Origin of the sequence: Pleurocapsa sp. PCC 7319 (assembly GCF_000332195.1) — a bacterium.
Lineage (GTDB): Bacteria > Cyanobacteriota > Cyanobacteriia > Cyanobacteriales > Xenococcaceae > Waterburya.
The window spans coordinates 317,158-343,123 of the sequence record NZ_KB235919.1; the positions used below are offsets into that span (position 1 = coordinate 317,158).

Genomic DNA, 25,966 nt, shown 5'->3' on the forward strand with positions numbered 1-25,966 from the left:
TATGTGTCAAATTATTTCCGTTCATTCATTTCGTGGTGGTACAGGTAAATCCAATTTAACTGCTAACCTGGCTGCAAGTATGGCATTACAAGGGCAAAGAGTAGGTGTTGTCGATACAGATATTCAATCTCCTGGAATTCACATTATTTTTGGTCTAGACGAAGACCACATGAATTATTCCTTAAATGATTACCTTTGGGGTAATTGTCAGATTAAGGATACTGCTTACGATGTCAGTCATGTCTTAAAAACAGCAAAAACAAGTGGTAGTCTTTATCTTATTCCTTCTAGTATTAAAGCTGGTCAAATCGCTCGAATTTTGCGAGAGGGATATGATGTAGCTCACTTGAATGATGGCTTAAATGAACTGATTCGAGCCTTAGACTTAGATTATTTGCTGATTGATACTCATCCTGGTCTTAACGAAGAGACTTTACTGTCGATCGCCATAAGCGATCGCTTGGTGGTGATTTTACGTCCAGATCAACAAGATTTTCAGGGAACTGCCGTAACTTTAGAAGTTGCCCGTAAGTTAGATATGTCCAATATCATGCTGGTTGTGAATAAAGCACTATCTAGTTCCAATCTTGATGCTTTACAACACAATATGGAAATGACTTACAAAACTCCAGTGGTCGGAATTGTTCCTCTATCCGAAGAGATTGCACAGCTTGGTAGTAGAGATATTTTTTGTTTGAACTATCCTAACCATCCTCTCAGTTTGACAGTAGCCAATATTACGGCACAGATAGTCCAAGAAAAATATATGTTAGCAGTAGGAGGCTAGGATGATATCAAAACTACCAGAATTTGAATCTAGTGTTTTAGGGACTTATGGTGCCACAGCAACTGAAATCGAGGAGCTATCTGCCTACAATCAAAATGTTTTTGACCATAGTAACTGGCAATCATCTCTTCAGTTTCCTTTGGAACCCGAACCTTATGTAGCGATTTGGTCAGAGTATCTTAATATTTCTGAGGAAATAGGTGTTTGGTCGACTCTGAAAAATGTCTTGGTTCAGTTACATTTTCCTATTGCTGAAGGTATTAGCCAAACAGAAGCTTATCGCGCTGCTACTCTAAGGGGAGCCGATCCACATACTATACCTGAGGCTACGGGTCTCAAGCTAAAACAACCAGAAAAACTTGATTTGAAAATTTATCCTAGTTTAGCTGGGGCAATTCCCATTCTACTTCCTGGTAATAGAGAAGATTTTGTAACTTTAGTACAGGCTTTAACTAAACGCAACGAACCTCAAGCCATTCCCCTTTCTATGGGAGCTTGCATGATAGCTGGTTACAATAATTGGTCACGGATTCGTAGATATCGTCAGCAATGGGAGCAAGAAAATTCAGCTAACTCTGGGGATATGGCTTGGAAACAAGAGTTTATGAAGTTAATTCCCTTAAAAAATCTTTATCATGACCGTTTTATTATTCTTAGCGATGGATTTTATAGTAATGTTGCCCCTCAGGATATAGAATTAACAGAATCCGAGTGGCGCCAGTTATCTTTGACAATTCGTTTAGAACACGAATGCACTCATTATTTTACTCGTCGTCTGTTTAACTCAATGCAGAATAATCTACTCGACGAACTAATCGCTGATTATCGAGGTATTGTTGCTGCTATTGGACATTACCGCGCTGACTGGTTTTTGCGCTTTATGGGTTTAGAATCATTCCCTAAGTATCGAGAAGAGGGTAGATTACAAAACTACCGAGGTCAGTCACCACTTTCAGATCGAGCTTTTAAAATTTTACAAGCTTTGGTTGTAGCTGCCGCCAAAAATTTAGAGCATTTTGATCGCAAGTATGCCAAGGAGTTAAAACTAAGTTCAAATCAACCTTTAATGTTGATGGCTTTGACCCATTTGACCTTAGAAGAATTAGCTTCTGACCAGGCTGTTGTAAGACTCGAGACAATCTTTCACCGATTGCAAAATAAAACCAAACTATCCAACACCTAATACCTATTGATGGGTACAAAACAATGACAGAAGTTATATTACAAGAATTAAATAATAGTGATATTGATTGGATAATCACCACAGGGAAACAACAAGAAATTCTCCCAGATACTTTACTAATGCGTGAGGGAAATACTTTTAATAATTTTTATCTTCTTTTAGAAGGAACAGCCACTGCAATACTCTCGCAAAAGCACAATAATCCCTTAGCTCACGCTTTTGCCACTCTAGAAGGTACAAATATTCCTGGAATCGAGATTATGTGCTTATCTCGTGGAGAAATAGTAGGTGAAAATACTTTTACAAACTTTAATTCTCGAGCTATTACTATTAGAGCCTCAGAAAGATGTTTAGTAATGTCTCTGCCTTTGGCAGAAATGAAACATAAGTTAGACCAAGATAAAGGATTTGCTGCTCGCTTTTACCGAGCGAGCGCCATTTTATATTTAAATAGATTACAACATTTGCTCAATCGTCTTGGTCGTAGAAACTTTGCTAAGTCTCAGCCTGTTAGAGATGTACTACATATTTTTGGGCAATTACACGATAGCGATCTCGATTGGGCGATCGCTAATGGAACTCTGGAGAAAATTTCTGCTCAAACTACTTTAATTCGTCAGGGAGGACCAGTTGAAGCTTTATACTTGGTTTTGGATGGACAAATGGCAGTCTCTCTGGAAAGCGATCAAAGCAATCCTTTAACTAATATATTTGCCACTTTAGAAGGGGTAGAATCCTCTGGACGGGAAATCGCCAAGTTGCATAAAGGGGAAATTATCGGCGAAACCTCTTTTATTGATGGTCGTTTGCCTTACGCTACAGTGACTGCAGTCGAAGATTCTTTAGTACTTTCTCTAGCCCGACCGACACTAATCGCCAAACTACAACAGGATATCGGTTTTGCTGCTCGTTTTTATCAGGCGATCGTAATATTATTAGCTGATAAATTACAGGGAATAATCAGTAGACTCAGCGTTGGTAGACGCACTTATGTCCAAGGTAAATCTCTAAATGACCAAATTCAATATGAGGATGAACTAGATGCTAAGACTCTTGAACAAATGTCTTTAGCAGCAACTAGATTTGATTGGATGCTCGAAAGATTAAAGGTAAGTTGAGCGGAAATTTTGGTTCTGTTGCCAAAAAATTCAAACGGGCAGAAAACTCGATTAACCTGAGTTCGATCTTCTCTTCTTCGGCTTACCTCGCCCATCATTTCCCAATTGACGACCAGTATCAAATATGCAATCTTCTCAAGATTTGGTAATTGTTTAGAATAAAGCCACTAATTAGAAGTTGAAAGGCGATCGCTGTGGTTGTCAGGGCGAGTTAACCACCAAGCCCAAGCAATTAACACAAATTGAAACGGTAATCTAATAGCTTGAAACCAATTACTATCAGGGATATTGGCAATCTGAATATGATTAACTGCCATATTAATATTCGCTGGATATACTGCTATGAATAGTAAAACCAAACCCCAAGCTGCAATTTGACTCACAGTAGGAATTAACAAACTAATTCCTGCAATAATTTCTAAGGAACCACTAAGATAAACCAATGCGCCTGGATAAGGTAGCAGATTAGGAACAATTTTGATAAACGGTTCGGGAAAGACGAAATGTAATAATCCCGCCACTATCATACAAACTGCTAGTATGCCTCGGAAAATTTGTTTATTTTTTAGAATAAGGATTTGGAATAAATTTTGAATTATTTTCATGATTTATGGTCATCGTTCTACAATTAGACGTAGCTTTTAGATCGTATTAGGTTATTGTTAATTTAAAAAGAAATAGTCAATATAAAATGGGTCATAAGTTAGATTTAAATATTTCAAAGCAATTATTCATTACTAGGTTCTATCGATGGTAAGAGTATACCTATAACTAAAGATAGTTAAATCTAGACAGTGACAAATAGTATGCTGTAGTTTAATCAACTTATGTTTTAGGAGAAAATTTAAAATGGAGTTTTACGTACCTACTTTAGATAGTTCAGAAGCTAGTGAAAAGCTAAAAGAAACTATATTGACTTCCGAACCAAACGCTAAGGTTAATATCGATCTCGATAACAAAAAAGTAACAATAGAATCTAAGGCATCTGCTGAAACTTTTAAGCAACTAATTGTAGCATCAGGAAATAAATTGGATTGATTAAATTTATTTTGATTACACTTTTTCTAAATTAAATTAAGTCAAGAAAGATAATTAGCCAAACAACTAGTCATGCAAATAGCTCCAGAAATCACATACCGTAATATTGAAAAAACAGATGCGATTGATTCTTTAATTCGAGAAAAAATTACTAAGTTAGAAAAGTTTTGTGACTATATGAATAGCTGTCGAGTAGTTGTCGAAAAAGCTCACAAGCATCCCGACAGTGGTTCTCCTTATAAAGTTAGTATTGATATTACCATTCCCCATGGTCGAGAAATAGCAGTAAGTCATAATCCTGATCGAGGAAAACAATATCCACCTCTAGAAGTAGTAATTCGGGATGCTTTTGAAGCAGCACGCCGTCAAGTAGTGGGACTTTCTACCGAACAAAAGGGAATTAGGAAAACACACCCCGAACAGGAAATAAGTGCCGTCATCACTAAATTGTTTCCCGAACAAGGTTATGGTTTTCTTAAAGCAATCGATACAGGTGAAGAAGTTTACTTTCATCGAAACAGTGTAGTCAATGAAGATTTTGCCCAATTAGAAGTTGGTAATGGCATTAGATTTAAGGCAACTCAGGGTGAAATGGGTCTTCAAGCCACTACTGTACAGATTATTGATCGCCAAAGTTCTGCTTCAAGAAGTGAATTTGTACCCGAATCAGCCGAAAAACCAATGGGCTGGAATTAGTAATTCAATCGAAATTCTTTTTTAGTAACTAAAATGATACCAAGATTTAATAAAGGCGATCACGTTAAATGGAATAGCGGTGGTGGTCAAGCTACAGGAAAAATTACTAAAAAGATCACTCAGCCAACTGAAGTCGAAGGAAAAAAAATAGACGCTACTCAAGAAAGTCCTCGTTATCTAGTCAAAAATGACAATACGAAGACATTAACAGGGCACAAGGCAGAATCTCTTTCCTTAATAAATGAAAATCTTACCAAAGAACAACAGGAAATTCTGCAAGATTTTCAAGAAGCAGTTAATATGTCTTCCCGAGACTTACAACAGTGGTTAAAAACTGAGCAAAGTAAATCTGTTGGGCAAAAAAAAGACGAAGATAGTGAAGCGATCGGACATAAATCTGGTAAACAAATCGTAGAAATTCTTGAGCGTCATCAATCGAATTATACCGATAGTGACTTCAGCCATATGAAAAGGGTAATCAGCTACGTTCACCGTCACCTAGCGCAAAAACCATCTGGAAATATCGACGATAGTCGCTGGCGTTATTCTCTAATGAATTGGGGTCACGATCCTCTCAAAGACTAGATTGCTAAATTGAGATTGACTATAAGTAATTGCTTATAGCTTTTGTAATTAAACCAATGTCAAATTACTATATAAGCTTAAGCTAGTTCTTCATAACCTTGAATGTACTCAGGCTCAAATTTATACAACAATTAAGTAGCCTGAGGAATCAAACTATCGTTACCTTTGGTGATAATAATATATTTATCCACATTAAGTTAAGGTAATCCTTAAAAGCAGTCATTGAATATTAATTGATACATGGTAACAATGTTTTGAGCTCATTTTATAAATTTGAGAATATATCAAAAACTATAATTTTATTTTTAAGCAAATTGATTAATTAAAGATCATAAGTATTTGAAGACCAAATATTCGTAATATATTAGAGTAATTTTATATAATCTATAACTATTAATATAGTCCTATACTTTACCTTTGATAGAAGTAATATTGTTTTGCTTTTTTTATGATTTTAGATAAGTAAACACTGAAGGATAAATAATGCACAATCTAATCCAAATCATTAAATCTATAAATATAAGATCAGTACTAACAGTATTTTTAGCAAGTTGTTTATTGATAATTAATACAGCTTGTAGCCAAGGTAACATTGCGCAGACTGGAGGGCAAGCATATACAGAAACGGCCAAAAGAGCTATGTCTGATACTTATGATGATTATGATGCCAATCAAGATTTCAAAGGTGGTATGAATGGATATAACGATGATCGCAGATATGATGCGGAAACTTCTGCTAAGACAAAAGCACTAATAGATAGAGCTGAAAGCCGTCAAAATGATAATTTAGGTGATTATGTTGAAGGTATTAGCGATCGCGTTAATGATAAAATCGAGACAGCGAAAAAAGCGTTTGATGAAGCTACGGATACGGCTCAAGATACTATAGAAGATGCTACCCAGGCTGGTAAAAGAACAGCTAAGGAAATCAAAGGTAACTTCCAAGATTTAACTTAAGCAAGCTCAGTAAAGCGCGTACTATCGCGCTTTTTTCTATGAATAAATTTGATTATTCTCTAGATTATGAAAACTTAAATTTTCGCGATCGCCCCGATCTTTATCAGGTGGGAAAAGGGGAACAGGGAGTATTGTTAGTCCAGCCTTATAAATCTGAAATTTTACCTCACTGGAGATTTAAGAACCCTGAAATAGCAACTGAATCAAGTAACAAAATCTATCAAATGTTCTTGGAATATTTAGAAAAAAAAGATTTTGTTGGTGCAGATATGGCGCGAAAATTCTTACAGATGGGATACACGCGATCGCGAAGATACGCCAATCATAAAAGTGGAAGGAAATATCGTACTAATCCTCAAAAGGCAAAATCCAAAGCAGCAGAAAAAGAACTCCGAAAAGAAATTTTATCTTTGGATATAGACCCTATAAAAGCCAGGTCAGCAGAAATTTTTAAAGCTAAGTGGCAAAAAGCCAAAAATAATCATAAATACCAGCAATTATTAAAAATCCATAAGCAAAAATACGAAATATAGCCGTACAAAGTTACGTTAGGACAAGTTTATTTGATTGCTCGTAAGTAATGAGTAACGAGTAACGAGTAATGAGTATCCTAATAAAAGTTCGTATTGCTATAAATAACTAAAAATTACACTCAAACTTTTGAGCTGCAGCGTTTAAATAGAGTTTCCTATTATTAATAATTAACGAAGGTTTACCAACTCCTTGGGGTAGATTTCGATTTTCAGGGTCATCAAGATCATTAAATTGACGCAGAAAATCAGTAATAAATACTACCGGGCGATCGCTATTCCAATAACTTTGTAATTGCTGTCGATCAATTAAATAAGCAGGAGGAGATCCTGGAAAATTTGGAGGTATACGATTTTTACCTCCATCAGACAATACCATCACATGGCGGTAAATTCTGCCTGAATTGCCTTTTTCCCATCCAGTATCATGATGCTCAGCAATGTCTTTAGCATTATAATTTTGACCCTGATTTAGATAATAACTTATTGCCCCAGCTGTGCCAATCTCTCGCGAGCCTTCAAATATCCATAGAGTATCGATATTTAAACAAGAATCAGCTGCACGGATCAACGTCTTAGAAGAACGAACATCTTGATAGGCAATAAAACCTTGTACCACAGAAATATAAGTAACAATTAAAGCCAAAAAAACTGGCAGCAAAGCAAAGCGAGATTGTCTTACAATGCCGATGCCAGATATAATCCAACCCAGTCCCAAAGTGATTGGTACAATGAACATCAATAATTTGGTATCTGAATTATTAATAACCGGCGGTAATGATTGAACTATCAAAGAGTGAAAAAAAAGCGTGCTGACAAAACAAATTCCCAGACAGATAGCTATTGCACTATAAATAGTAACAACCTTATTCCGTTTCTTCTCCCTAAAATTTGCTGGTAAATAAGATTGCTTGATACTAATGGCGAGAGGCTGATCGCTTTGCTCTTCACTAACTGAAGTTTGATACCTACTATACCAACCCCCAAAAAGGATAACATAGGGTGGAATGGCAGGAATACCATAGTAAATAAGCCGAGAAGAAAAAGGTAAGAAGAAGATAACGGGCAAAATTGCGGCGATCGCCAGTAATAAAATACCATCGCTATACTGCCTTTCTAAAGTCGAGGCCCGATCTCTAAATCCCTGACGCCACTCTTGCCAAGTAAATTTAAGTACTGAAGGCAAAAATAAAATACCAGGAAAACACCATAGGGCAGTAATTATCAAGTAGCCAAAGGCACTAATTTGAGAGACTTCGTAATCCGGAGGAAAACGACGATCTAGTAAACGATCTAAATGTTCATTAACTACAAAATAATGCCAAAATCCAGGATTAGCCTGTTCCACCGCGATAAACCAAGGTAGAATCAAAGCCAATACTAATAATGATCCTCTAAATAGACGGAGCCTCCTAATTAGCTTCCTATCTTGCCGAACCAATCCCAAAACCAGAAACCCAAGTAAGGGGAATACAATACCTATTAATCCCTTAGTTAATAGGCATAAGCCAAGGGAAATATAAGCTGCCCACCAATAAACCCAAGATTGAGGCTGATAAATTACTCGCCATAAAAAATAGTTGCTAGCAAGTAACAAAGTGCTGAGTAACACATCAATTAAGATTTGATGGGTAAATAAAAACCATCCGACCGTCACTGAAAGCATTAATGCAGCAATCCGACTAGCACTAACTCCCCATAGTTGCCTAGTCCATTTCCAAGCTATGAGAATTCCCAACCAACCAGCTAATCCAATTGGTAAACGAGCAGCAAATTCATGAGCACCAAAAACTTTAGTCGAGAAAGCAATTAACCAATATAACAAAGGGGGTTTATTAAGATAAGGTGAGCCATTTAAATGAGGAGTTATCCAGTTTCCTTGAAATATCATCTCTTGACCAACCATAGCAAAATGACCTTCATGAGGTTCATATAAGCCGTAGTCGCCAATGCCGAACACCATAATCATTAGTGTCACAGCGAAAAGCGACAAATCTATCCAAGATAAAGTTTTGAATGGAAATTGTGTCCGAGCAACTAACAAATCTTTGTGCAGAGATTTACTGTTGTCGAATCTTATAAAAGTTTTCAATACAAGATAATTCCGTATCTAATCGGTTTTTTCCTATTTATATCCTATAATTTTCAGTTTATATTTTTTAGATTAGAGTTATAAGATAAGCCAAACATTTTCGGCAGAAAATTAAAATACATAATACATAATATAATTTATGTGCTGGCAAAATAAATTTAACCGACCACAGTGATTTTGGGCTAGTAAATTAGTTAACAAATGATGTAGATTTATATACTTCTGCTTAGTATAGGACTAAAAAGTCCTGATATTCAGAAATGTTTCGAGATGTTCGTGTTGTACACTTATCGAAACCTTACTGTAATCATCTATCTCTCTGCTGTTGAGCTATTGTTTAAAACATATGTTCTACTAAATTGGTTACTTTCCTCAAAAGTGTGACCCAGGTTCAAACAAAGTCATTAATAGCAAGTTGAGAGGCGATCGCCTTAATTGTCAGGAATAGTTAGCTACCAAGCCCAAGCTATAAAATAAACAATTATGTTTTAAAAAAGTAAGAATTCAGGTGTCAGGAATCTAGGGAAGTTGTTCTCCAACTTCAGCATTAATATTCAGAACAAAGGCGAAAAAATCCACCACGGAGCGACCTTGAAAACGAAAGGTTTGTATCGCATTCAGGTTATTGTCTCTATTTTATGACTTTGGTCCTTTGTTTGAGCTTGGCGATCGCTTTATCTAAATCTGTAATTACTTCTTTGAGAGAAATATCTAGTCTATTGTACTCGTTAGTAGAAATTAAATAGATAATTGCATCCAGTTTATAAAAAGTTTTTTCTAAGTTTTTGAGTACATAAGACATGATAATAATCTCGATTTAATAATCATCAATAACTATTAAGTTGAAATTGGTTTTTACCAATAAAGTTGCCAACTTCCTTCTCCAAAGATACCGTGTCCCTGTAGAGTAATGCGAGCTTCTTTTGGCTGAGCTTTGATTGGCGCAACTTGATGATAGTGTAAACCTGAATGCAGTATCATATTTCCGGTTTTGTAGGGATGAAGTTTTTTGGTTCTAGACTTAAACAAATTCATTATTGAACTTAGATATTTCTGTTTTTCAAAATTAGAAATCCAGTTCCGAAGCACTTCTTGAATATAAGGATCGTGAGTTATGATGAATTCAAATTCGCGAATTTCGGCATCAGTCAAATCAGGATGATACAAGTCAAACAAGAGAATAATTCTGGTAAAGTCACTATTATTCCAAGCCTCGTGAACAAAACTATCGTCAAAAATCAATAGTTTACCTTCAACAAGCTTTCTAGATTTATGTGCGACACAAAGCTCGCAGTTAGCTGGAACTATTAATGGAAGTTGGCAACGCAAAATAAAATTAAATGGACCACAATGAGGAGGAATATGGCTTCTTTTGGTTAAAGCTGAAAAATGTACCATTCCTGTAATTCGAGGAATAGACTGAAGAATTTTTGTCGTTACAGGGCATAAGTCACAATTTTCTTGAAACTTTTTACCGTATAGAGAAAAAGGAAAAGTCTGCCAATCATCACCATCATAATTACCAATAGAATCAGGAAAAAAGTCTTTAGGTTCTTGGTAGGGAATAAATCTATTTTTATCTGCCAAACAAGAGTCTAATAACTCTTGTTGAATCAATTGATATTTTTCTTCCAGTTGTTGAACCCATGCGAAATTTTGCGGTTCGTACCAAGGTTGAGCTGCTAAACCCGGTATGTAGACGTTGGTTGGTCTTTGAAAAGGTTCTTGGGAACGTAATAAAGGTTCTACTTTGGTAAAAACTTTGAACAAGTATTCGATTCGATTCATAATTATTTAGAGTATAAAAGTTATCGATTTGCCATACTTTCAACACATCTATGCAAACCTAATTCTTGATCGGAAAACAGCAACTTTGACGCTCCTTTAGTCTCTTGGAGATATATTGAGTATGGTTTCATGTGTTTTTTGGCAAAATTAACCATAGAAGTATGTTCTAGGGGAATAGTCCAAATGCCGAAGGGAATGTTAGCTGCTGCTTGAAGCTGAACTGCTTTGATGTAAAGGAACGTAATTCGACCCAGCTTTTGCAAATCTGGTCGGATATAGCTACAGCTATAGCGGATAGTATCAGGAGCAGTACGATGATTAATTAGCCAACCAACAACCTGTCCTTTATAACGCAGTCCCACGCTGTTGATAGGCTCTAAACCTTCTTCATATTTAAATGGGATTAAATCTGGATGAATCCATGACTTTACTTCTTGTTCCTGTATCAAAGATCGTTCTCTAGGTGTAATTTTTACCCAAGGAAAAATAGAGTAGGAGGCAGGCAGTTGCCAACGACGACGCATCCAAGGTGCATTGCTCATTTCATGAGTAGATGCTTTGCAGATTACTCTTCGCGGTTGAGGAGACGACCAACCACATTTATCTAGTAAATGTTCCACAGTAGAAGTAGTCGTTTGACCAGTCGTATAAACAAATTCTACGCTTTTACAACCTTCTAAATATAGTTCCTGTTCTAAACGAGTAAGTAAAGCGGTACCAAATCCTTGATGACGATAAGCTTGTGCCACGAACAGAGAAAGAACTTGAGCTGATTTATCTGCTTGAGTTTCAGCTATCCCCAAACCAATTGGTTTTCCTGCAATAGAGATACCTATGGCCACAGTATTCTCATCTGAGCTTATATTTTGTAACCGAGGACGATACGTAGGATAGGTCAAGGGGCTATAAAGTAATGCTTCACCAAAAGTAGTGAGACGAGTCAAACTATGCATAATTATTAATGATGTATTAATCTCTAAGTAGCTTTTCGATGATGAATAACAAAGATTTTTGCTCTTGCTCGGATGAGCAATAGCTTAACCATGCTGCTGCTTCTGGCACTAACCAAGGTTGAATCTGTTTCCAAGTAATCTGATTCAGTTTCAAATAACGTTGGAGATATACAGCGCAAAATAAAATTCGCAGAAACAACCAAAAAAATGAAGTTAAATTAGTTGGTTCTTCACCAACAAGCAGCATTAATAAAGTTAGAGCTACATCAGCCTGAGAATTACCCTGTAAAGCATTAGACCAGTCAATAACAGTGGATTTAGAAGCTGAAAGTATAATATTACCAGGATGAAAATCTCCGTGACAGAGCGATCGCCCCGTAGGCAATTGGTCGAGTAGATCTAATATTGTTTGTTGTTTGTTTTCTGGTAATACTTGTGCTGCTCTAATTTGCAGTTTTCTTTGCTTTTGCAAAGAGAGAAGTTTGGGAACATGACATCGGTGAATTTCGGTTTGTAGCTCTGCCAGTAATCTGGCGAAATGGAATATTTTCCAAGGTTTTAAACGAATATTATTCAACATAGAATCGCCCTCAATCCGTTCGATGACGATTCCCTTCTGACCATCTACTTCGGTAATGCCTTCTACTTCAGGAACAGCTAACCCTGCTTGATATACAATTCGACTAACTTGGGTTTCATATTCTATCCAAGCTGTCGAAATATTCGGATAAAATAATTTAATTACTTGATTATTTCTCCAACAGAATACCTGCGCCGACTTTCCTACTCCAATTTTTTTACCTATATTCATTATACAAATACTGCTATGACTCATAAAGATGTTTTATGGCGTTTGTTTGATTTGTTAGGTACATCTTATGTTGTGGTAAATTCAAGATTTGTAGAGACGTGCGCTGGTTCGTCCATACAGGATTAAGAAAATAATGAAAGTAATAATGTCAGATTTAATATTAATAATGTGTTAATAAAACCCTGACCTAAATAGTGCGATAAATAATAAAAAATAATGTATCTACATGGTTTTTAAAACCTACTGTGTAGATACATTATTTAGTTTTTTAATGGTTATGAGTACCACCATTAAAACTAGTTTTATTTCCTTTACCACCACCAGCAACAGATTCTAACTGCTCTTCAGAAAGCTCTTCTCCAAAAGAAAGCTGCTTTTCTTGCATTACACTAAGTAGTTCTTCTTCGGTAAACTCATAACCTTTTTCTGAGGCAATAGTTAAGATAGCTTCTGGTCCTTCTGCTGATTGTAGTTGCTGACGTAAAACAGCATCAGTTTTAGAAGTTTCGATCATTGTACGTACTGATTCAATTGACATTTTTTCTCTCTGAATAATTTACTTTTGGTTTATTTATTTCAACAATTAAATAATAGCAATTGCAGATAAGGTAATCTAGTAATATTTTTAATATAAAATGTACTTTTTTATTGTTTCGATATCCAAATAACGTACAAAAAAATATCTTAGAGCAAAATAAATAAGGAGTTCTAAGATATTTTTTATAAAGCAGATACTTTTTTAAAAGTAGTAATAATTTCAACAAAAATTATTATATCTAATATATTTTATGGCAAGTTATATTATTCGAGTATATTTTTATCATTACCAGCAACAAAATTAAGCTTAAAAAATGCTACATATGGCTCATGACATCGATTAGTGGCTTGGGACAATTAAGCTGAGATAAATCTGTCAACTTGTGACCTGGTTTTAAGAAATCGATTAACAAGACAATGCGATCGCTCTTGCCCAAATTCCAGGCTTCATGTTCTAAAGTATCATCAAAAATAAAACACTTACCTTCTTGCCAACTTTTTGTTTGACTACCAACCCGCAAAGCGCAACGATCTGGCACAATTAGACCTAAATGACAACGAAGTACCCTATCAGAACATCCAACATGAGGAGTAATCTTAGTACCTGATGCTAGACGGGAAAATCCAACTGTAGTTATGCCTGGGATGGTTTCGGTCAGTCGTGTTGTTTGGGGGCATAATTGGCAATTTTCTTGAAGTTTCTTGCCAAATGAATACAAGCCAAATATTTTCCAACCTTGATTATATATATTTTTTTCAGGCCAATCTATCAATTTTTCGGATTTTAACTGCTCAAATTCTTGTTTGATTAATAACCAATTTGTTTCCAAGACTGAAAGAAAGGGAAAATTACTTGATTCAAAAAACATAATTATTTTTCTGATGATGAGAGTATTTCTGTTTTTACCTATTGCTACACTGCATAGGCTTTAGACTCAATCTGAAATTGGGGAATCTGCTGATATTGAGTTAAATCGCCAACATACTGTTCGCAGACTAAACTAATACGAGACTGCGAAGTTCTAACTTGATTAACCGAATGGGTTAAACTGCCATGAAAGTATAGTAGGGTGTTTTCTTGGGGTTGAATTTTTCCTACCTGGTTTCCTTTTCTAGTTAAAATTAATTCTCCACCTTCCATATCTGATGGCACGCGAACATAGAGGACACTGACCATTTTGGGAATAACAGTCTGGTGACAATATTGAGCAATACTACAGTCAACGTGGGGCTGGACATATGCTCTTGATTGCACAATCAGAGGATTGAGGTAAAAGACATTGCATTGGGGCATTAATGCTGTTTGTAAATAAGGCTGAAGAAAAGGAAACTGTTTGGCAACCATCTCAATTCCTGATCGCTGGAATACAATAGAAAACCCCTGAGTTTCTGCAAAATGCTCGCTTAATTTACTCTCTGCTAGATAAGGCGAAGCAAGTATTTCTTGTTCTAGGGATTTCAAATAATTAGGATTAAAGGCTTTTGAACGTAGAGAATAATATTTGTTTTGAGTTATTTCCATTTATTTGGCACAGCTAGTTGCTAGATAGGGAAGAGTATCAACAGAAGTACCTATCGAAGTGGTTTTGGTAACTCTAGTGAGGGTTTTACCAATAGCGATCATGGTTGTTTTGCAGGCTGGCTCAATTGCTTTACTCTCATTAACTTGACCCCATTTTTCAATTTCATAGTCGCGAGCCTTTTGATATGCTTCTTTATAAGGAAATTTTTCCTGTAGAGGTTCTTTTATGAAAACACTGGAGCTATCATTAGGCTGAACGATACCATAGGGAGTTGCTTGATATAGCTTATGAAAACGACGGTAGTAGCCACCCATCTGTACATAATCCCAACCTTTAATTCCTTGGATTAGACTATAGAATCTAGAAGCTGCGATCGCTGTAAAGACATTAGCCAAAGGATTACGTCCCACTTGGCATTGAATTTGCTCTTCACTAAAATCAAAATGCCAAGTCTGAGAACCATCAGGAAATACAATTTCTAGCTGATAAACTGCTTGCCAGTGGCAATATTCTAAAAATAAAGAGTTCTTATTCTGATTTATAAACTGAAGTAAATTAACGCACACTTCTTGCTTAATCGCTGTCTTCAGTTCGTCGAGATTATACTGCTCTAAATTATCATCGATTAGTCGGCTATCGACATTAACAGGACAGAAATTTAAGCTGTCGAGATCGTCTTCTACCATGTTTACAAAGTCAGAGTGTTGAGGTAGGCGATCGCATTGACCCTGCTCGATGGTAACAACATCTCCTGGATTAAAAGCAAATACTTGCTGGGAAATTTCGGGACGAGTTTGCTGCACATCCCGACAGAATTGTTCGCGTGTTACAGGAAAAACAATCTGGTTTAACCAAGATGAACCGTTGATAAATTTGAACCCATTCGCTCCTGGTGCGATCGCTCTAGGTTGAACTAAATTAACTAGCTTCAATAAGTCACCATAAGCCGAGTAAGGGAAAGAAATACTTTGATTATCTTGATATTGAGTCTCTAGCATTGGTTGCCAGCTAGCCAATAAAAAGTCAACCCCACCATAGCGAGATTTGACCTTGCCTACTGTTTCTGGACTGACTACAGAATCAACTTGATTCCAAAATACTCCATCATTGTCGGCAATAACCATTCCGAATTCGGGGACGCGATTTTCCGAACGAGTTGTTAGTAAACGAGTCGAACCAATGCGAACTTCAGTCCAATCTCCGAGAAAATAGATATTTTGATAGCCTAATTTACGCAGACAACTTTTCAGACACTTATCCCTGGGAATCAGGACATCAATATGTTTGGGCAAACAAGCCAGAGAACGAATATCAAAATGATCTGTATGTTGATGAGAAATAACTAGAGTATCAAATTTAGGAAGGCGATCGATAATTACTTTTCTTTGGGGACAAATGTCTTCTATGTCTTCACAATGAGAATCCCATAACACCGGATCGATTAAAATTTTGCAGTCTTGGGTTTCTACAAAAAGAGAAGCATGACCAATTAGTTGGATTTGCATAGTTGTTTTTAGTGATTAATTTACTAGAGAAAGATGCTGAGAATTACCATTAGAATTGGAATTTTGAGCTAAATCTGGTTTCAGTTTTGCCACTCTAGTTAAAGTCTTGCCAATAATCACTATCGTCGTTGTGTTTTCTGGTTCGATTTCCTGGCTGTTCTCAACTTGACCCCATTTTTTAGTTTCATAGTTGCGAACTCGCTCGTAAACGCGATCGTAAGGAAACTTGGCATATAGAGGTTGTGGAAATGAAAAATTGGAACTTTCATTAATTGATTTAACGATACCGTAGGGTGTTGCTTGGTATAATTTGTGAAAACTACGGTAGAAACCGCCCAAATAAGCATAATCCCAGCCCTTAGTTCCTTGCATAATGCCATATAGGCTAGAAGCAGTGATCGCGTTAAATAAGTTAGCCAAAGGATTGCGCCCCACTCGGCATTGTATTTGCTTCTCGCTAAAATCGAAATGCCAAATCTGAGAACCATCTGGAAAAACTACTTCTAGCTGATAAATTACTTGCCAATGGCAATATTCCAAAAATAAAGAATCTTGATTCTGATTAAAAAACTGAGTTAAACTAAGGCAAACCTCTTGCTTGATCGCCTTTTTCATCTCATGTAAGTCGTGTCCGTCTAGATTATCGTCAATCAGTCGGCTATCAACATTAACAGGACAAAAATCTAAAAGTTCGCGATCATCTTCTACCATCCTTACAAAGTCTGAGCTTTGGGTTAAGTGAGTGCATTCACCTCGATCAATAGTAATGATATCTCCAGGTTCAAAAGTAAATACTTTATCGGCAATTTCAGGACAGGTTCGCTTGGCATCGCGACAAAACTGTTCTCGCGTTACGGGGAAAACAATTTGATTTAACCAAGCTGAACTATTAATAAACTTATAACCATTAGCCCCTGGCGCGATCGCTTTGGGTTTGGTCAAGCTAATGAGTTTTAGTGTTTTGCTATATTCAGAGAAAGGAAATGATAGATTATCGTTATGCTGATACTGCGTTTCTAACATTGGTTGCCAACCAGCTAATAGAAAGTCGATCTGGGGATAGCGAGACTTAACCTCGCGAATCGTGTCTGGGTTTATCCTCGAATCAACTTGATTCCAAAACACCCCATCTTCGTCAGCAAAGATCATGCCATATTCAGGGACACGATTTTCCGAACGAGTAGTTAGTAGATGAGTTGCACCAAGACGAACTTCACTCCAATCCCTTAAAGTGTAAATATTTTGATAGCCTAATTTACGTAGACAAGTCTCGATTAACTTATCCTTGGGAATAAAGACATCAACGTGTTTGGGCAAATAAGCTAGAGAGCGAAGATCGAAGTGATCGATATGTTTATGGGAGATGACTAAAGTATCGAATTCAGGCAGGTGATTGAGAGCTAGTTCTCGCTTGGGGCAAACATCTTGCATCTCTTCGACTATGGCAGGGTTGAAGAGTAAAGGATCCATCAAAATTTTGCAATCTTGTGTTTCCACAAAAAGAGAAGCATGACCAATTAGGTGAATTTTCATAGTTGACTTTTAGTGTTGATTAATTTTGGTATTCATTAAACTGTGTAGCGAGACGAGTAATTTTCCCTTGATGAACTCAGAGCAAAATTCTGGTAATTGCTTGAGTGTCGTTCAAAGAATTTACCATAAAATTTTTGTTGTCGAAATCTATTTTGTGATTCGCTTGCTAAAAAAATAGACTTAGAACTAGGCACAAGATCTAGTAACAAATTCTTATTTTCTCTAACCATTCCCATTGCTAATAATCTCAGTAAATCGGCATAACCAAGATATGTTTCATACTGTTGTTGCTTGTCTGGGGGGATTTTATCGAATTCAACTCCTTTACCCCAACGATGAACAGTATTTGGCTTTATCTTTAATACTTTAGCAATCAGGTTAATACATTTTTCTCGATAGCCATGTTCGGATTCTAGTAAGACGATCTCCTTTTCTGTGTAGCGTGGTCTGCCATTTTCTCTAACATCTTCTAATCCAAACAATCGCCGGCAAAAAATTCTGGGATGCATACTCTGTTCTGAAGCGATACAGGTCTTGATAATTTTGCGATCGATATTTGTGGTAGAAAACATAAACGAAATCTCACTGTAACCTCATCAAAAATAAAAAAAACATTGATTTGACTAATATTTCTTTATTGATGTAGTCTATAAAATATTTTTTTTGACTACAATGAATTAAATATTGTGGAAAATAACAATTGTTTAGAAATAAGTTGCTATAAACATCTATACATAAACTACCAATAAAAAGCTAAAATGAAAAAAGTTTACGATCAAATAAAAAAAGTGAGTTGTTTTATTCTCTAGGAATTTTTATAAATTAGATTATAAAGTTTAAATAAATAAAAGTTATGCTAAACAGTCGTATTTTTTAAATACGAATAATATTAATCAAGAGTTTAGTAATAAGAATTTATTTGGCTTTATAACTAATATCTAAAACTAGGAATTAAAAGCAAATGTCAGAACAAAATACTCTCAATCGCAACGAACTTGAAGCGAGAATCATTGCTAAAGCTTGGCAGGATGAAGCTTTTAAGCAAGAGCTATTAAATAACCCTAAAGCCGTATTCAGTCAAGAAATGGGTCAAAGTATTCCCGATGAAATTGAAATTCAAGTAGTAGAAGAAAATCCTACTACTCTGTACATGGTACTACCTACAAAGCCCACTATTGCCGATGAAGAAGAAGTTTCTCAAGAACAATTAGAAGCTGTAGCTGGAGGTGGTTTTATGGATGATTTTGTTGACGGCTTCACACACACAATTCATAAAGGATTAAAAGGATGCGGAGAAGTGCTTATTAACGGTGAGATGCCAGATTGATCGGGTATATTAGACATTTCTAGCGTATTGCCACCCTATAAGGACGGTGAAGTTTAATTTTCTTTGTGTCTATCTACTTAATCATTGGCAATTTCTTGTCATATTTTCTAACCATATAACTTAACGTAAAAAGTCATCACTAACACTTTACCAAGAGATTTCTAAGTATGTCTGAACAAAATACTCTCAATCGCAACGAACTTGAAGCAAAAATTATTGCCAAAGCATGGCAAGATGAATTGTTTAAGCAAGAACTACTAAACAATCCTAAAGCTGTATTCAGCCAAGAAACTGGATACAGCATTCCCGAGGAAGTTGAAATCCAAGTAGTAGAAGAAAGTCCCACTACTCTTTATATGGTACTGCCCGCTAAGCCAGCTATCGTCGATGAAAAAGAAATTTCTCAAGAGCAGTTAGAAACTGTAGCTGGGGGAACTATCTCGGAGGCGTTTACTTTAATTAAAACAGCTTGGTCGGGGGTAGAAGGTTGCTTTGAATAAAGCCAATCGTTGCTGCTAGCTTCTGAATCAGAATAGCATTAGCTTTCTTTAGCATCTTCAACTAAGTGGGTAGGTGAAGAAAAAAAATGATATGTTTTTTGTTTTAGGCTGTGCTATTTGTCGAGAACTCATCTATAGTTTGTGTATATCTATCCACTTTATTATTTTCAATCGAATATTTACTATAACTACAGCTCATGATAGTAGTTTTGATAAGTATTCGATTGATTGAAGTAACAATTCAGATAATTTAACTTAGAAATTGGTCTGGCAGCTTTTCAAGAAGCAGACTTAATTGACATAAATAAATTACTATAAATGAAAATTTCTCAAGCAGATTTGCTCGCAATTGTCGTACAAGCTAGTACAATTGATGAGCGATTGAGCGATCGCTTTATTCCCGACCCAGAACAAATAGATGATAAGTTAATTAACTCTCGCATTGAGAAATGGTGTCAAACTGTTGCCAAAGGCGATCTAGAAAAATTTGCCAAACGTCTAGCTTGGTCAGATCTTGAACTAGAAAAGATTCGTTATGTCTTGGGAAATATTTGTTTAGCTGCTGGACAAACTCTCCCTGACTGGACAAAAACTTTGCAGGAAATATTGCTCAGTGAGTTAAATATAAAAAATGACCTTACTGACCGTTGTTTTGACCCCAAAAAGCCAATTCCCTTTGAAGAAGTATTTTTGCTATTGATTCGGGTCGCACGTCAAAAATTATTTTCCCAGACAGACAATAGCTATCAACTAGTTTCAGAAGAAGCTTTTACTAGTCTGGAACGTTCTCTATTAAAACAATTGGTATCTATTTGTCTTCCATGTCTACAGTCGGAATTTTCAATTTTTCGAGCATTAAAGCAGTCTTCTTTGACCTCTTTGCTAGAGCAACTGCAAGATAGTGTTTCTGACGAGCTATACCAAAACTTTGTCAATGGGCTAACCACAGGAAGATTGCTGGCTTTCTTCAAAAAGTATAGCGTTCTAGCTCGTTTAGTATCGGTCACTATAGATTTTTGGGTAGAAGCAACTTCAGAATTTATTCGACGGTTAAAATCAGATTTACCAATTATTGAACAAACTTTTTTAAAAGATACCGATCAAGTCGTTTCTATTAAGCCCTGTCTGTCTGACTCTCACAATCAAGGGCGTTATGTAATGGCTCTTACCTTTGCCTCTGGTCTAAATCTGATTTATAAACCAAAAAACTTATCTTTGGAAGTAGCTTATTTCAAGTTACTAAATTGGTTAAACGCCGAGAAATCTTTATTACCTTTGCGACTACTTAAAGTCATTAATCGCAGCACTCATGGCTGGATTGAGTATGTCGAACATTCATCCTGTGAAGATGAAGCAGGGGCAGAGCGATATTATCAGCGTGCTGGAATGCTTTTATGTCTAGTTTATATTCTAGGAGGAACTGACTGTCATCAGGAAAATTTGATTGCCAGTGGAGAACATCCAGTATTAATAGACATAGAAACTTTACTACATCCTCGCGTAGTTAATTTTGCTTGTACAGAAGAACAAGCAGGAGCGCAATTTTTAGCCACGCAGCAACTTATTGAGAACTCTGTGCTTAAAGTCGGATTACTGCCGCAATGGGATTTTGATGCGGATAAACAAGTAGCCTATGATGTCAGCGGTTTGGGGGGAATTGGGAAACAGGAGATTTCTGTAAAGATACCAAAGTGGCGGCATATTAATACTGACAAGATGGAACTAGTACACGAACCTGGAACTATGGCAGCCACAATACCAACTCAGACTAATGCACCTTCATTAAATGGCATTACAGTTTCTCCCGATAAATATGTTGAAAAAATCGTAGATGGATTTGAGCAGATGTATCAATTTCTCATGGAACGAAGCACAAAGCTTCTTCTTTCTGATAGTCCTTTAGCTGCTTTGGCACATCAGCGAGTACGATTTGTATTTAGAAGTACTCAAGTCTATGTCAGTATCCTAGCCAAAACTCTACATCCCAACTTTTTACGGCATGGAATAGATCGCAGTATCGAGCTAGATATGCTGAAGCAAGGACTATTAGTAGCCGAAACCAAGCCTCCTGCTTGGTCGCTATTGAGATCGGAACAACAAGCTCTAGAACAATTAGATATTCCTTATTTCATCGCAGACTCAAGTAGTGATTCTTTGACTGTAAGTTCTGACCTTAGTATTACAGGGTATTTCCAAAAACCTAGTTATAGTGATGTAATTACTAATTTACAGCAGCTAAATAAGCAAAGCTTAGTACAGCAAATTTCTCTCATTCGATCTTCTTTATGTCTGCGGTTTGTCGGTAAGCCAAACAAAACAGAATCTAGTCAGGATAGCAAGCCCCATCTGAGTTTTGAACCAGTTGTTTCCTTAACGCGATCGCAAATGGTTCAAGAAGCTGTGGCGATCGCCCAAGAACTACAACAACGAGCAATTTACGGTACTGACGGTAGTGTTACTTGGATTGGTATGCAGTACATTCCTGGAGCTGAGCAGCTACAACTTCAGCCTTTGACCGATAGTCTATATGACGGGGTTTGTGGAGTCGCTTTATTTCTAGCAGCATTATCAAAAATAACTGGAAATTCTGATTTTCGAGATTTAGCATTAGGAGCTGTACAACAAGTCAGAAAAAATTTACAGGACGAAAAGCATAGATCTTACTCAAAAATCATCAAACGAATAGGAATTGGTGGAGCAACTGGAGCGGGATCTATCGTTTATGCATTAGTCCGAATCAGTCAATTTTTGAATGAGCCAGATCTATTAGATTCAGCCAGAATTATAGCTTCGGAAATCCACCGAGAAATGATTACCCAAGATCGTTACTTTGACCTAATGCGAGGAACAGGAGGAGCAATACTAGGTTTGTTAGCCTTATACCAAGCTACTCTCGATCCAGCTATTCTAGAGCAAGTTACTGCCTGTGGATATCATCTTTTGAATAATCGTGTTGCTAGTAATTCTGCATTTAGGTCTTGGTCAACTTTAGATAATGAATTATTAACGGGCTTTTCTCATGGTGCAGCAGGTATTGCTTACGCTTTACTACGATTGTACGAAACTACACAAGAGCTATCTTTTCTAAAAGGTGCAGAGGAGGCAATTGCCTATGAGCAGAGCGTCTTTTCTCCAATTAAAGGCAATTGGCCGGATTTACGTTCATTTACCATTAAAAACGAAAACTCTTATTCGATGAGTAGTTGGTGTCATGGTGCCACAGGTATTGGTTTAGCGCGTTTAGGGAGTTTGATGGTAATAGATACGGAGGAAATTAGGCAGGATATTGCTGTTGCCTTAAAGACGACACAACGAGTTGGAACAAAGCACCTAGACCATCTTTGCTGTGGGAATTTTGGCAGAATAGAGATGTTATTAGTAGCTGCTTCAGAGTTATTGCGTCCAGAATTACAAAAAACTGCTCAAAAACAAGCAGCACAAGCTATAGCTAGAGCAAAGCAAACGGGGTCTTTTTGTTTCTTTGCTGGAAATCTCAGGAATGTATATAATCCTGGTTTTTTTCGAGGTGTTGCTGGAATTGGGTATGAGCTATTGCGTTTAGGTTATCCAGATTCATTGCCCTCGGTATTGTTGTGGAAGTAATAATCATTGAATCATTTTAGAGACAAAATATGTCACAGAAAGAGAATATTGAAAACTGGAAGCGTGTTGAATATTTGTTAATAAAAAAAAATCAGCAGCTAAAGAAAATAAACAAGAAAGTAGCAAATCAAGAGCAGAAAAAACGACAAATTCTCGAACGTTGTTATCAAAATTAATTAACAGGATAGCTCGTATTTATCAAAAAATAATTCCAGGAGTAAACAATGCAACCCGAATTTTGGCAAAAATCTTGGCAAGAAGGCGGAACCAAGACTAGCTTTCATCGCCGTGATATTCATCCCTATGTTTTAAATGTAAGAATTCAGGTACTAAATTGAGGGATTAAAGAAGGGCGATCGATAACACCGATAGTTGCCAATAAAGCTTGAGTGAAAAAATCCATCACAGAGCGACCCTGAAAACGGCAGGTTTGAATCACACTCAATAAATTAGCTGTATCTTGAAATCGTGTCATGCTGCGAGAACCACCACTTATTTTTCGTTTAGTGACTGCCAATCTTAAAGCACGTTCGGCGAGATTGTTATCAGGCGAAATTTCTGGATGGTCTAAGAAATACCACCATTGGTCTGCTTTTAATTTCAAATTCCGTAATAATTTACCAGCTTCATAACCTGCCTTCTCACTCCACTTACTCAAAGCTAAATTGATTTGAGTTTTTAATTGCGTAGTAGAATCGAGATATTGCTGCCGATGATTATTTTCACGCCATAATCGATGTTGTCGAAAAGCAGAATCCACAATTTCGGTCAAAGCTAGTCCCATTGATCCATTGTCAATTCCTGGTGTTTTCATGAGTCTTTGACAGTGACGACGTAAGTGAGCCTGACATTTTTGTTGTGCTGCGACCGGATAGCCATTGTACACGCTGAAATCATCGGAGATAATGATTCCCGAATACTGCGCGCCTAGTTGGTCTTCTATTTCTTTTCTCGAACGAGTATCCCCCGCTCGAAATAAGCAAAAATTCGGATTAGCAAACACCCACAACCATTCTTTTAATCCTCTTACTGACCAAGGTGTTTCATCAATATTTAAGGTTGGATGATTCTGATTAATCCATTCTTCTAGTTCACTAATGCTGGGCTTAATAGCTGCTGAAATTCTTTGGTTACTGGCAACTAAAGTTCCTAATCCAACTTCAATTTGACCTAACTCCCGCAATAGTTCCTGCTGCTTTTGATAGGGTAGATGCCCATAGTTTCCTAGCCATCCTAGTAATCCCTGTAACTTAATTCCCAAGTCTTGTCCTGGTACAATCTGATGAGACCATTGTGGCGATGTTATTTCTCCACAACACTGACATAGAGAGTGATGACGTTGATACTCAACTATTTCTATTGGTCTTTCTACTAATACTGCTGCTGAGTTGGTTTCAATCTTGATTGATTCTGCTGAGGCTAACAGTTCTCCACAACTCAAGCACTTTTCTGCTTTGAGTACTTCGCAGCGATCTACTCGCCCAAATCCTTTTCTTGTTTTCCCTTGATGTCCTAATTGCCCCCCGGGACTTTTTTTCGGTTTTTGAGACGATGACTTTTCTTTTCTTTCTGGTTTTTTGAGTAAATCTGATGATGGAGGCTTTGACGATATTTTACTGTCTAGGCTTCTGCTTATTTTTAGCTTCTCTATTTCTATTTTTAGCTGCTCGATGATTTCTTGTTGACTCAGTATGAGCTTCACCAGTTCCTTTTTTGACAACTGGTTGAGTTTTTCTAGTTCGTTTAACTCAGGTTCCTGGTTCATCTTACCGTTACATTACCCAGTTTTCTTAACGAGTGCAACCTTATCTCTCTTTTTAATACCTGAATCCTTACTTTTAAATTACGCACCAGCTTATTTTTTGAGGAGTCAGCGAGTTTTAGTTCCTCTATGTGGTAAAGACAATGCTTTAAGATGGTTTCGCGATCACGCTGCTCATGTAATTGGCGTAGAATTGGCACAAGAAGCGATCAAACAATTTTTTCAAGAGCAAAACTTACCATATCAAAAAACAACTGATGATTGCTATGAAGCGGAAAGAATTACTATTTTTAATCGCAATCTTTTTGATTTGACACCCAGAGAAGTTGGTCACATCGACTTTGTTTATGACCGGGCTGCTTTAGTAGCATTACCAATAAATTTACGTCAGCAATATCGTCAAAAAATTGATGAATTAATGTCAGTCGGTTCTAAGTGTTTATTAATTACTCTGGAATTTCAGCCTTATTTAGGTAATACACCACCGTTTAGTATTACTCCTGAAGAAGTTCAAAGTTATTATGGCGATCGCTACATTATCGACCACATCGAGCAACCAAAACTGCCAGAACATCGTATGGTAGAAAAGTTTAATCTAGATTTTCTTATAGAACACGGTTTTTTCTTAACTAAAATTGCTGCTAGAAAAAGGGGAAGCTTTTTGGATACGTTTAAATTTGCTCTAACACCTTGATTAAACTGATTTATTAACAATTTTTAGACTGAGTAGAGCAATCGCAAAGTCTATCTACTAGGGAGCATCCCACTTTTGCACACCCCTAATTTCTGTTTTTTGTCAAGTGTATAAAAACCTTGGAAAAAAGGTCATTTTAGCAATGAGTATAATTACTTAATCGAAAAAGTGGGATGCTCCCTCTCTACTAATTGCTATTATAGATTTTTATTTTTCAGCATAATGTATTTTCTTGATTATAAATATAAATTGTGATGAGCTATTATTATATCTTTTTTTTTATTTATAAAATTAATTTAAAAATCCTTTCGTACAACTAAAGATATTAAATTTTAATTCTTAAATAATGCATTACATAGTAATTAAAAAATTATTATATTAGTTGTATAAGGTTGAATAGTAGATTTTACAAAGTCAATTAAAAACTGAAAAAATCTCGTTTAC

The 25,966-nt window shown here is 36.4% G+C and carries 26 protein-coding genes; 13 read left to right on the plus strand and 13 right to left on the minus strand.

Annotation, left to right across the window (positions count from 1 at the left end; translation table 11 throughout):
• The first annotated feature begins 1 nt into the window (after window position 1).
• Genes PLEUR7319_RS0102765 through PLEUR7319_RS0102775 form a run of 3 tightly spaced genes read left to right on the plus strand, consistent with a single transcriptional unit; the run spans window position 2 to window position 3,088 of the window.
• Window positions 2-787: a MinD/ParA family protein gene (locus tag PLEUR7319_RS0102765; protein ID WP_019503681.1), complete on the plus strand. Its 786-nt coding sequence runs from the start codon at window positions 2-4 to the stop codon at window positions 785-787.
• Window position 788: 1 nt separating this feature from the next.
• Entirely contained in the window at window positions 789-1,970 is a 1,182-nt protein-coding gene (locus tag PLEUR7319_RS0102770; protein WP_019503682.1) for a hypothetical protein, read from the plus strand.
• A 23-nt stretch (window positions 1,971-1,993) separates the two neighbouring features.
• Complete coding sequence (locus PLEUR7319_RS0102775; RefSeq protein ID WP_019503683.1) at window positions 1,994-3,088, plus strand: cyclic nucleotide-binding domain-containing protein; 1,095 nt, start codon at window positions 1,994-1,996, stop codon at window positions 3,086-3,088.
• 167 nt (window positions 3,089-3,255) lie between these two features.
• Here the strand turns inward: PLEUR7319_RS0102775 and PLEUR7319_RS0102780 are convergent, their stop codons facing one another.
• Complete coding sequence (locus PLEUR7319_RS0102780) at window positions 3,256-3,693, minus strand: DoxX family protein (RefSeq protein ID WP_019503684.1); 438 nt, start codon at window positions 3,691-3,693, stop codon at window positions 3,256-3,258.
• 244 nt (window positions 3,694-3,937) lie between these two features.
• Between PLEUR7319_RS0102780 and PLEUR7319_RS0102785 the strand changes: the two genes are divergently transcribed.
• The 5 genes from PLEUR7319_RS0102785 to PLEUR7319_RS0102805 all read left to right on the plus strand — a co-directional run bounded on the left by PLEUR7319_RS0102785 (window position 3,938) and on the right by PLEUR7319_RS0102805 (window position 6,897).
• Window positions 3,938-4,126 (plus strand): cation transporter, encoded by a 189-nt coding sequence (locus tag PLEUR7319_RS0102785; RefSeq protein ID WP_019503685.1) that lies wholly within the window; start codon window positions 3,938-3,940, stop codon window positions 4,124-4,126.
• Between the two features lie 72 nt (window positions 4,127-4,198).
• Window positions 4,199-4,822, plus strand: a complete 624-nt coding sequence (locus tag PLEUR7319_RS0102790; protein WP_019503686.1) for an HPF/RaiA family ribosome-associated protein — start codon at window positions 4,199-4,201, stop codon at window positions 4,820-4,822.
• A 33-nt stretch (window positions 4,823-4,855) separates the two neighbouring features.
• Entirely contained in the window at window positions 4,856-5,407 is a 552-nt protein-coding gene (locus PLEUR7319_RS39100; protein WP_019503687.1) for an HVA1 family protein, read from the plus strand.
• A gap of 483 nt (window positions 5,408-5,890) precedes the next feature.
• Window positions 5,891-6,364: a DUF6658 family protein gene (locus PLEUR7319_RS0102800; RefSeq protein ID WP_019503688.1), complete on the plus strand. Its 474-nt coding sequence runs from the start codon at window positions 5,891-5,893 to the stop codon at window positions 6,362-6,364.
• A 38-nt stretch (window positions 6,365-6,402) separates the two neighbouring features.
• Complete coding sequence (locus tag PLEUR7319_RS0102805; RefSeq protein ID WP_019503689.1) at window positions 6,403-6,897, plus strand: DUF4385 domain-containing protein; 495 nt, start codon at window positions 6,403-6,405, stop codon at window positions 6,895-6,897.
• Between the two features lie 106 nt (window positions 6,898-7,003).
• Here the strand turns inward: PLEUR7319_RS0102805 and PLEUR7319_RS0102810 are convergent, their stop codons facing one another.
• From PLEUR7319_RS0102810 to PLEUR7319_RS0102860, 11 genes are all read right to left on the minus strand, one after another.
• A complete protein-coding gene (locus PLEUR7319_RS0102810; protein WP_019503690.1) occupies window positions 7,004-8,863 on the minus strand; it encodes a glycosyltransferase family 39 protein in 1,860 nt (619 codons plus the stop codon).
• A 754-nt stretch (window positions 8,864-9,617) separates the two neighbouring features.
• Complete coding sequence (locus PLEUR7319_RS41175; protein WP_019503691.1) at window positions 9,618-9,788, minus strand: hypothetical protein; 171 nt, start codon at window positions 9,786-9,788, stop codon at window positions 9,618-9,620.
• Between the two features lie 53 nt (window positions 9,789-9,841).
• Window positions 9,842-10,774 (minus strand): aspartyl/asparaginyl beta-hydroxylase domain-containing protein, encoded by a 933-nt coding sequence (locus tag PLEUR7319_RS37720; protein ID WP_019503692.1) that lies wholly within the window; start codon window positions 10,772-10,774, stop codon window positions 9,842-9,844.
• A gap of 20 nt (window positions 10,775-10,794) precedes the next feature.
• Window positions 10,795-11,727, minus strand: a complete 933-nt coding sequence (locus PLEUR7319_RS0102825; RefSeq protein WP_019503693.1) for a GNAT family N-acetyltransferase — start codon at window positions 11,725-11,727, stop codon at window positions 10,795-10,797.
• A gap of 16 nt (window positions 11,728-11,743) precedes the next feature.
• Window positions 11,744-12,538, minus strand: coding sequence for a phosphotransferase family protein (locus PLEUR7319_RS0102830; RefSeq protein ID WP_019503694.1), 795 nt, complete (start codon window positions 12,536-12,538; stop codon window positions 11,744-11,746).
• Between the two features lie 268 nt (window positions 12,539-12,806).
• A complete protein-coding gene (locus tag PLEUR7319_RS0102835; RefSeq protein WP_019503695.1) occupies window positions 12,807-13,076 on the minus strand; it encodes a Nif11-like leader peptide family natural product precursor in 270 nt (89 codons plus the stop codon).
• 316 nt (window positions 13,077-13,392) lie between these two features.
• On the minus strand, window positions 13,393-13,944 hold the full coding sequence (locus PLEUR7319_RS0102840) for an aspartyl/asparaginyl beta-hydroxylase domain-containing protein (RefSeq protein ID WP_019503696.1): 552 nt from the start codon (window positions 13,942-13,944) through the stop codon (window positions 13,393-13,395).
• Between the two features lie 44 nt (window positions 13,945-13,988).
• Entirely contained in the window at window positions 13,989-14,597 is a 609-nt protein-coding gene (locus PLEUR7319_RS0102845; protein ID WP_019503697.1) for a 2OG-Fe(II) oxygenase, read from the minus strand.
• Window positions 14,598-16,103: an MBL fold metallo-hydrolase gene (locus tag PLEUR7319_RS0102850; RefSeq protein ID WP_019503698.1), complete on the minus strand. Its 1,506-nt coding sequence runs from the start codon at window positions 16,101-16,103 to the stop codon at window positions 14,598-14,600.
• Between the two features lie 15 nt (window positions 16,104-16,118).
• Window positions 16,119-17,636 carry an MBL fold metallo-hydrolase gene (locus PLEUR7319_RS0102855; protein WP_019503699.1) on the minus strand — a complete coding sequence of 506 codons (1,518 nt, stop codon included), beginning with the start codon at window positions 17,634-17,636 and terminating at the stop codon, window positions 16,119-16,121.
• A 35-nt stretch (window positions 17,637-17,671) separates the two neighbouring features.
• Window positions 17,672-18,208: a hypothetical protein gene (locus PLEUR7319_RS0102860; protein ID WP_019503700.1), complete on the minus strand. Its 537-nt coding sequence runs from the start codon at window positions 18,206-18,208 to the stop codon at window positions 17,672-17,674.
• Window positions 18,209-18,597: 389 nt separating this feature from the next.
• On the opposite strand from PLEUR7319_RS0102860, the gene PLEUR7319_RS34010 reads away from it, so the two are divergent.
• The 4 genes from PLEUR7319_RS34010 to PLEUR7319_RS42455 all read left to right on the plus strand — a co-directional run bounded on the left by PLEUR7319_RS34010 (window position 18,598) and on the right by PLEUR7319_RS42455 (window position 23,242).
• Window positions 18,598-18,963, plus strand: a complete 366-nt coding sequence (locus PLEUR7319_RS34010; protein WP_019503701.1) for an NHLP leader peptide family RiPP precursor — start codon at window positions 18,598-18,600, stop codon at window positions 18,961-18,963.
• Between the two features lie 167 nt (window positions 18,964-19,130).
• Window positions 19,131-19,463, plus strand: coding sequence for an NHLP leader peptide family RiPP precursor (locus PLEUR7319_RS0102870; RefSeq protein ID WP_019503702.1), 333 nt, complete (start codon window positions 19,131-19,133; stop codon window positions 19,461-19,463).
• Between the two features lie 318 nt (window positions 19,464-19,781).
• The gene (locus PLEUR7319_RS0102875) at window positions 19,782-23,066 is read left to right on the plus strand and encodes a type 2 lanthipeptide synthetase LanM family protein (RefSeq protein WP_019503703.1); all 3,285 of its coding nucleotides are present in this window, start codon (window positions 19,782-19,784) and stop codon (window positions 23,064-23,066) included.
• A gap of 29 nt (window positions 23,067-23,095) precedes the next feature.
• Window positions 23,096-23,242 carry a hypothetical protein gene (locus tag PLEUR7319_RS42455; protein ID WP_019503704.1) on the plus strand — a complete coding sequence of 49 codons (147 nt, stop codon included), beginning with the start codon at window positions 23,096-23,098 and terminating at the stop codon, window positions 23,240-23,242.
• Between the two features lie 146 nt (window positions 23,243-23,388).
• On the opposite strand, the gene PLEUR7319_RS0102890 is transcribed toward PLEUR7319_RS42455, so the two are convergent.
• On the minus strand, window positions 23,389-24,831 hold the full coding sequence (locus tag PLEUR7319_RS0102890) for an IS66 family transposase (RefSeq protein ID WP_019503489.1): 1,443 nt from the start codon (window positions 24,829-24,831) through the stop codon (window positions 23,389-23,391).
• Between PLEUR7319_RS0102890 and PLEUR7319_RS34015 the strand changes: the two genes are divergently transcribed.
• Complete coding sequence (locus tag PLEUR7319_RS34015; protein WP_083892442.1) at window positions 24,758-25,522, plus strand: thiopurine S-methyltransferase; 765 nt, start codon at window positions 24,758-24,760, stop codon at window positions 25,520-25,522. The two genes, PLEUR7319_RS0102890 and PLEUR7319_RS34015, sit on opposite strands and share 74 nt — an antisense overlap.
• The last annotated feature ends 444 nt before the right edge of the window (window positions 25,523-25,966 follow it).

What these genes read in the sequence shown, in the direction of transcription:
- PLEUR7319_RS0102870 (WP_019503702.1), top strand. Translation starts at nt 19,131, where the DNA reads ATGTCTGAACAAAATACTCTCAATCGCAACGAACTTGAAGCAAAAATT.
- PLEUR7319_RS0102890 (WP_019503489.1), bottom strand. Translation starts at nt 24,831, where the DNA reads ATGAACCAGGAACCTGAGTTAAACGAACTAGAAAAACTCAACCAGTTG.
- PLEUR7319_RS0102775 (WP_019503683.1), top strand. Translation starts at nt 1,994, where the DNA reads ATGACAGAAGTTATATTACAAGAATTAAATAATAGTGATATTGATTGG.
- PLEUR7319_RS34015 (WP_083892442.1), top strand. Translation starts at nt 24,758, where the DNA reads ATGAGCTTCACCAGTTCCTTTTTTGACAACTGGTTGAGTTTTTCTAGT.
- PLEUR7319_RS0102800 (WP_019503688.1), top strand. Translation starts at nt 5,891, where the DNA reads ATGCACAATCTAATCCAAATCATTAAATCTATAAATATAAGATCAGTA.
- PLEUR7319_RS0102770 (WP_019503682.1), top strand. Translation starts at nt 789, where the DNA reads ATGATATCAAAACTACCAGAATTTGAATCTAGTGTTTTAGGGACTTAT.
- PLEUR7319_RS0102860 (WP_019503700.1), bottom strand. Translation starts at nt 18,208, where the DNA reads ATGTTTTCTACCACAAATATCGATCGCAAAATTATCAAGACCTGTATC.
- PLEUR7319_RS0102825 (WP_019503693.1), bottom strand. Translation starts at nt 11,727, where the DNA reads ATGCATAGTTTGACTCGTCTCACTACTTTTGGTGAAGCATTACTTTAT.
- PLEUR7319_RS41175 (WP_019503691.1), bottom strand. Translation starts at nt 9,788, where the DNA reads ATGTCTTATGTACTCAAAAACTTAGAAAAAACTTTTTATAAACTGGAT.
- PLEUR7319_RS0102780 (WP_019503684.1), bottom strand. Translation starts at nt 3,693, where the DNA reads ATGAAAATAATTCAAAATTTATTCCAAATCCTTATTCTAAAAAATAAA.
- PLEUR7319_RS0102765 (WP_019503681.1), top strand. Translation starts at nt 2, where the DNA reads ATGTGTCAAATTATTTCCGTTCATTCATTTCGTGGTGGTACAGGTAAA.
- PLEUR7319_RS0102845 (WP_019503697.1), bottom strand. Translation starts at nt 14,597, where the DNA reads ATGGAAATAACTCAAAACAAATATTATTCTCTACGTTCAAAAGCCTTT.
- PLEUR7319_RS37720 (WP_019503692.1), bottom strand. Translation starts at nt 10,774, where the DNA reads ATGAATCGAATCGAATACTTGTTCAAAGTTTTTACCAAAGTAGAACCT.
- PLEUR7319_RS0102840 (WP_019503696.1), bottom strand. Translation starts at nt 13,944, where the DNA reads ATGTTTTTTGAATCAAGTAATTTTCCCTTTCTTTCAGTCTTGGAAACA.
- PLEUR7319_RS0102875 (WP_019503703.1), top strand. Translation starts at nt 19,782, where the DNA reads ATGAAAATTTCTCAAGCAGATTTGCTCGCAATTGTCGTACAAGCTAGT.
- PLEUR7319_RS0102830 (WP_019503694.1), bottom strand. Translation starts at nt 12,538, where the DNA reads ATGAATATAGGTAAAAAAATTGGAGTAGGAAAGTCGGCGCAGGTATTC.
- PLEUR7319_RS0102810 (WP_019503690.1), bottom strand. Translation starts at nt 8,863, where the DNA reads ATGATTATGGTGTTCGGCATTGGCGACTACGGCTTATATGAACCTCAT.
- PLEUR7319_RS39100 (WP_019503687.1), top strand. Translation starts at nt 4,856, where the DNA reads ATGATACCAAGATTTAATAAAGGCGATCACGTTAAATGGAATAGCGGT.
- PLEUR7319_RS42455 (WP_019503704.1), top strand. Translation starts at nt 23,096, where the DNA reads ATGTCACAGAAAGAGAATATTGAAAACTGGAAGCGTGTTGAATATTTG.
- PLEUR7319_RS0102805 (WP_019503689.1), top strand. Translation starts at nt 6,403, where the DNA reads ATGAATAAATTTGATTATTCTCTAGATTATGAAAACTTAAATTTTCGC.
- PLEUR7319_RS0102785 (WP_019503685.1), top strand. Translation starts at nt 3,938, where the DNA reads ATGGAGTTTTACGTACCTACTTTAGATAGTTCAGAAGCTAGTGAAAAG.
- PLEUR7319_RS0102855 (WP_019503699.1), bottom strand. Translation starts at nt 17,636, where the DNA reads ATGAAAATTCACCTAATTGGTCATGCTTCTCTTTTTGTGGAAACACAA.
- PLEUR7319_RS34010 (WP_019503701.1), top strand. Translation starts at nt 18,598, where the DNA reads ATGTCAGAACAAAATACTCTCAATCGCAACGAACTTGAAGCGAGAATC.
- PLEUR7319_RS0102835 (WP_019503695.1), bottom strand. Translation starts at nt 13,076, where the DNA reads ATGTCAATTGAATCAGTACGTACAATGATCGAAACTTCTAAAACTGAT.
- PLEUR7319_RS0102850 (WP_019503698.1), bottom strand. Translation starts at nt 16,103, where the DNA reads ATGCAAATCCAACTAATTGGTCATGCTTCTCTTTTTGTAGAAACCCAA.
- PLEUR7319_RS0102790 (WP_019503686.1), top strand. Translation starts at nt 4,199, where the DNA reads ATGCAAATAGCTCCAGAAATCACATACCGTAATATTGAAAAAACAGAT.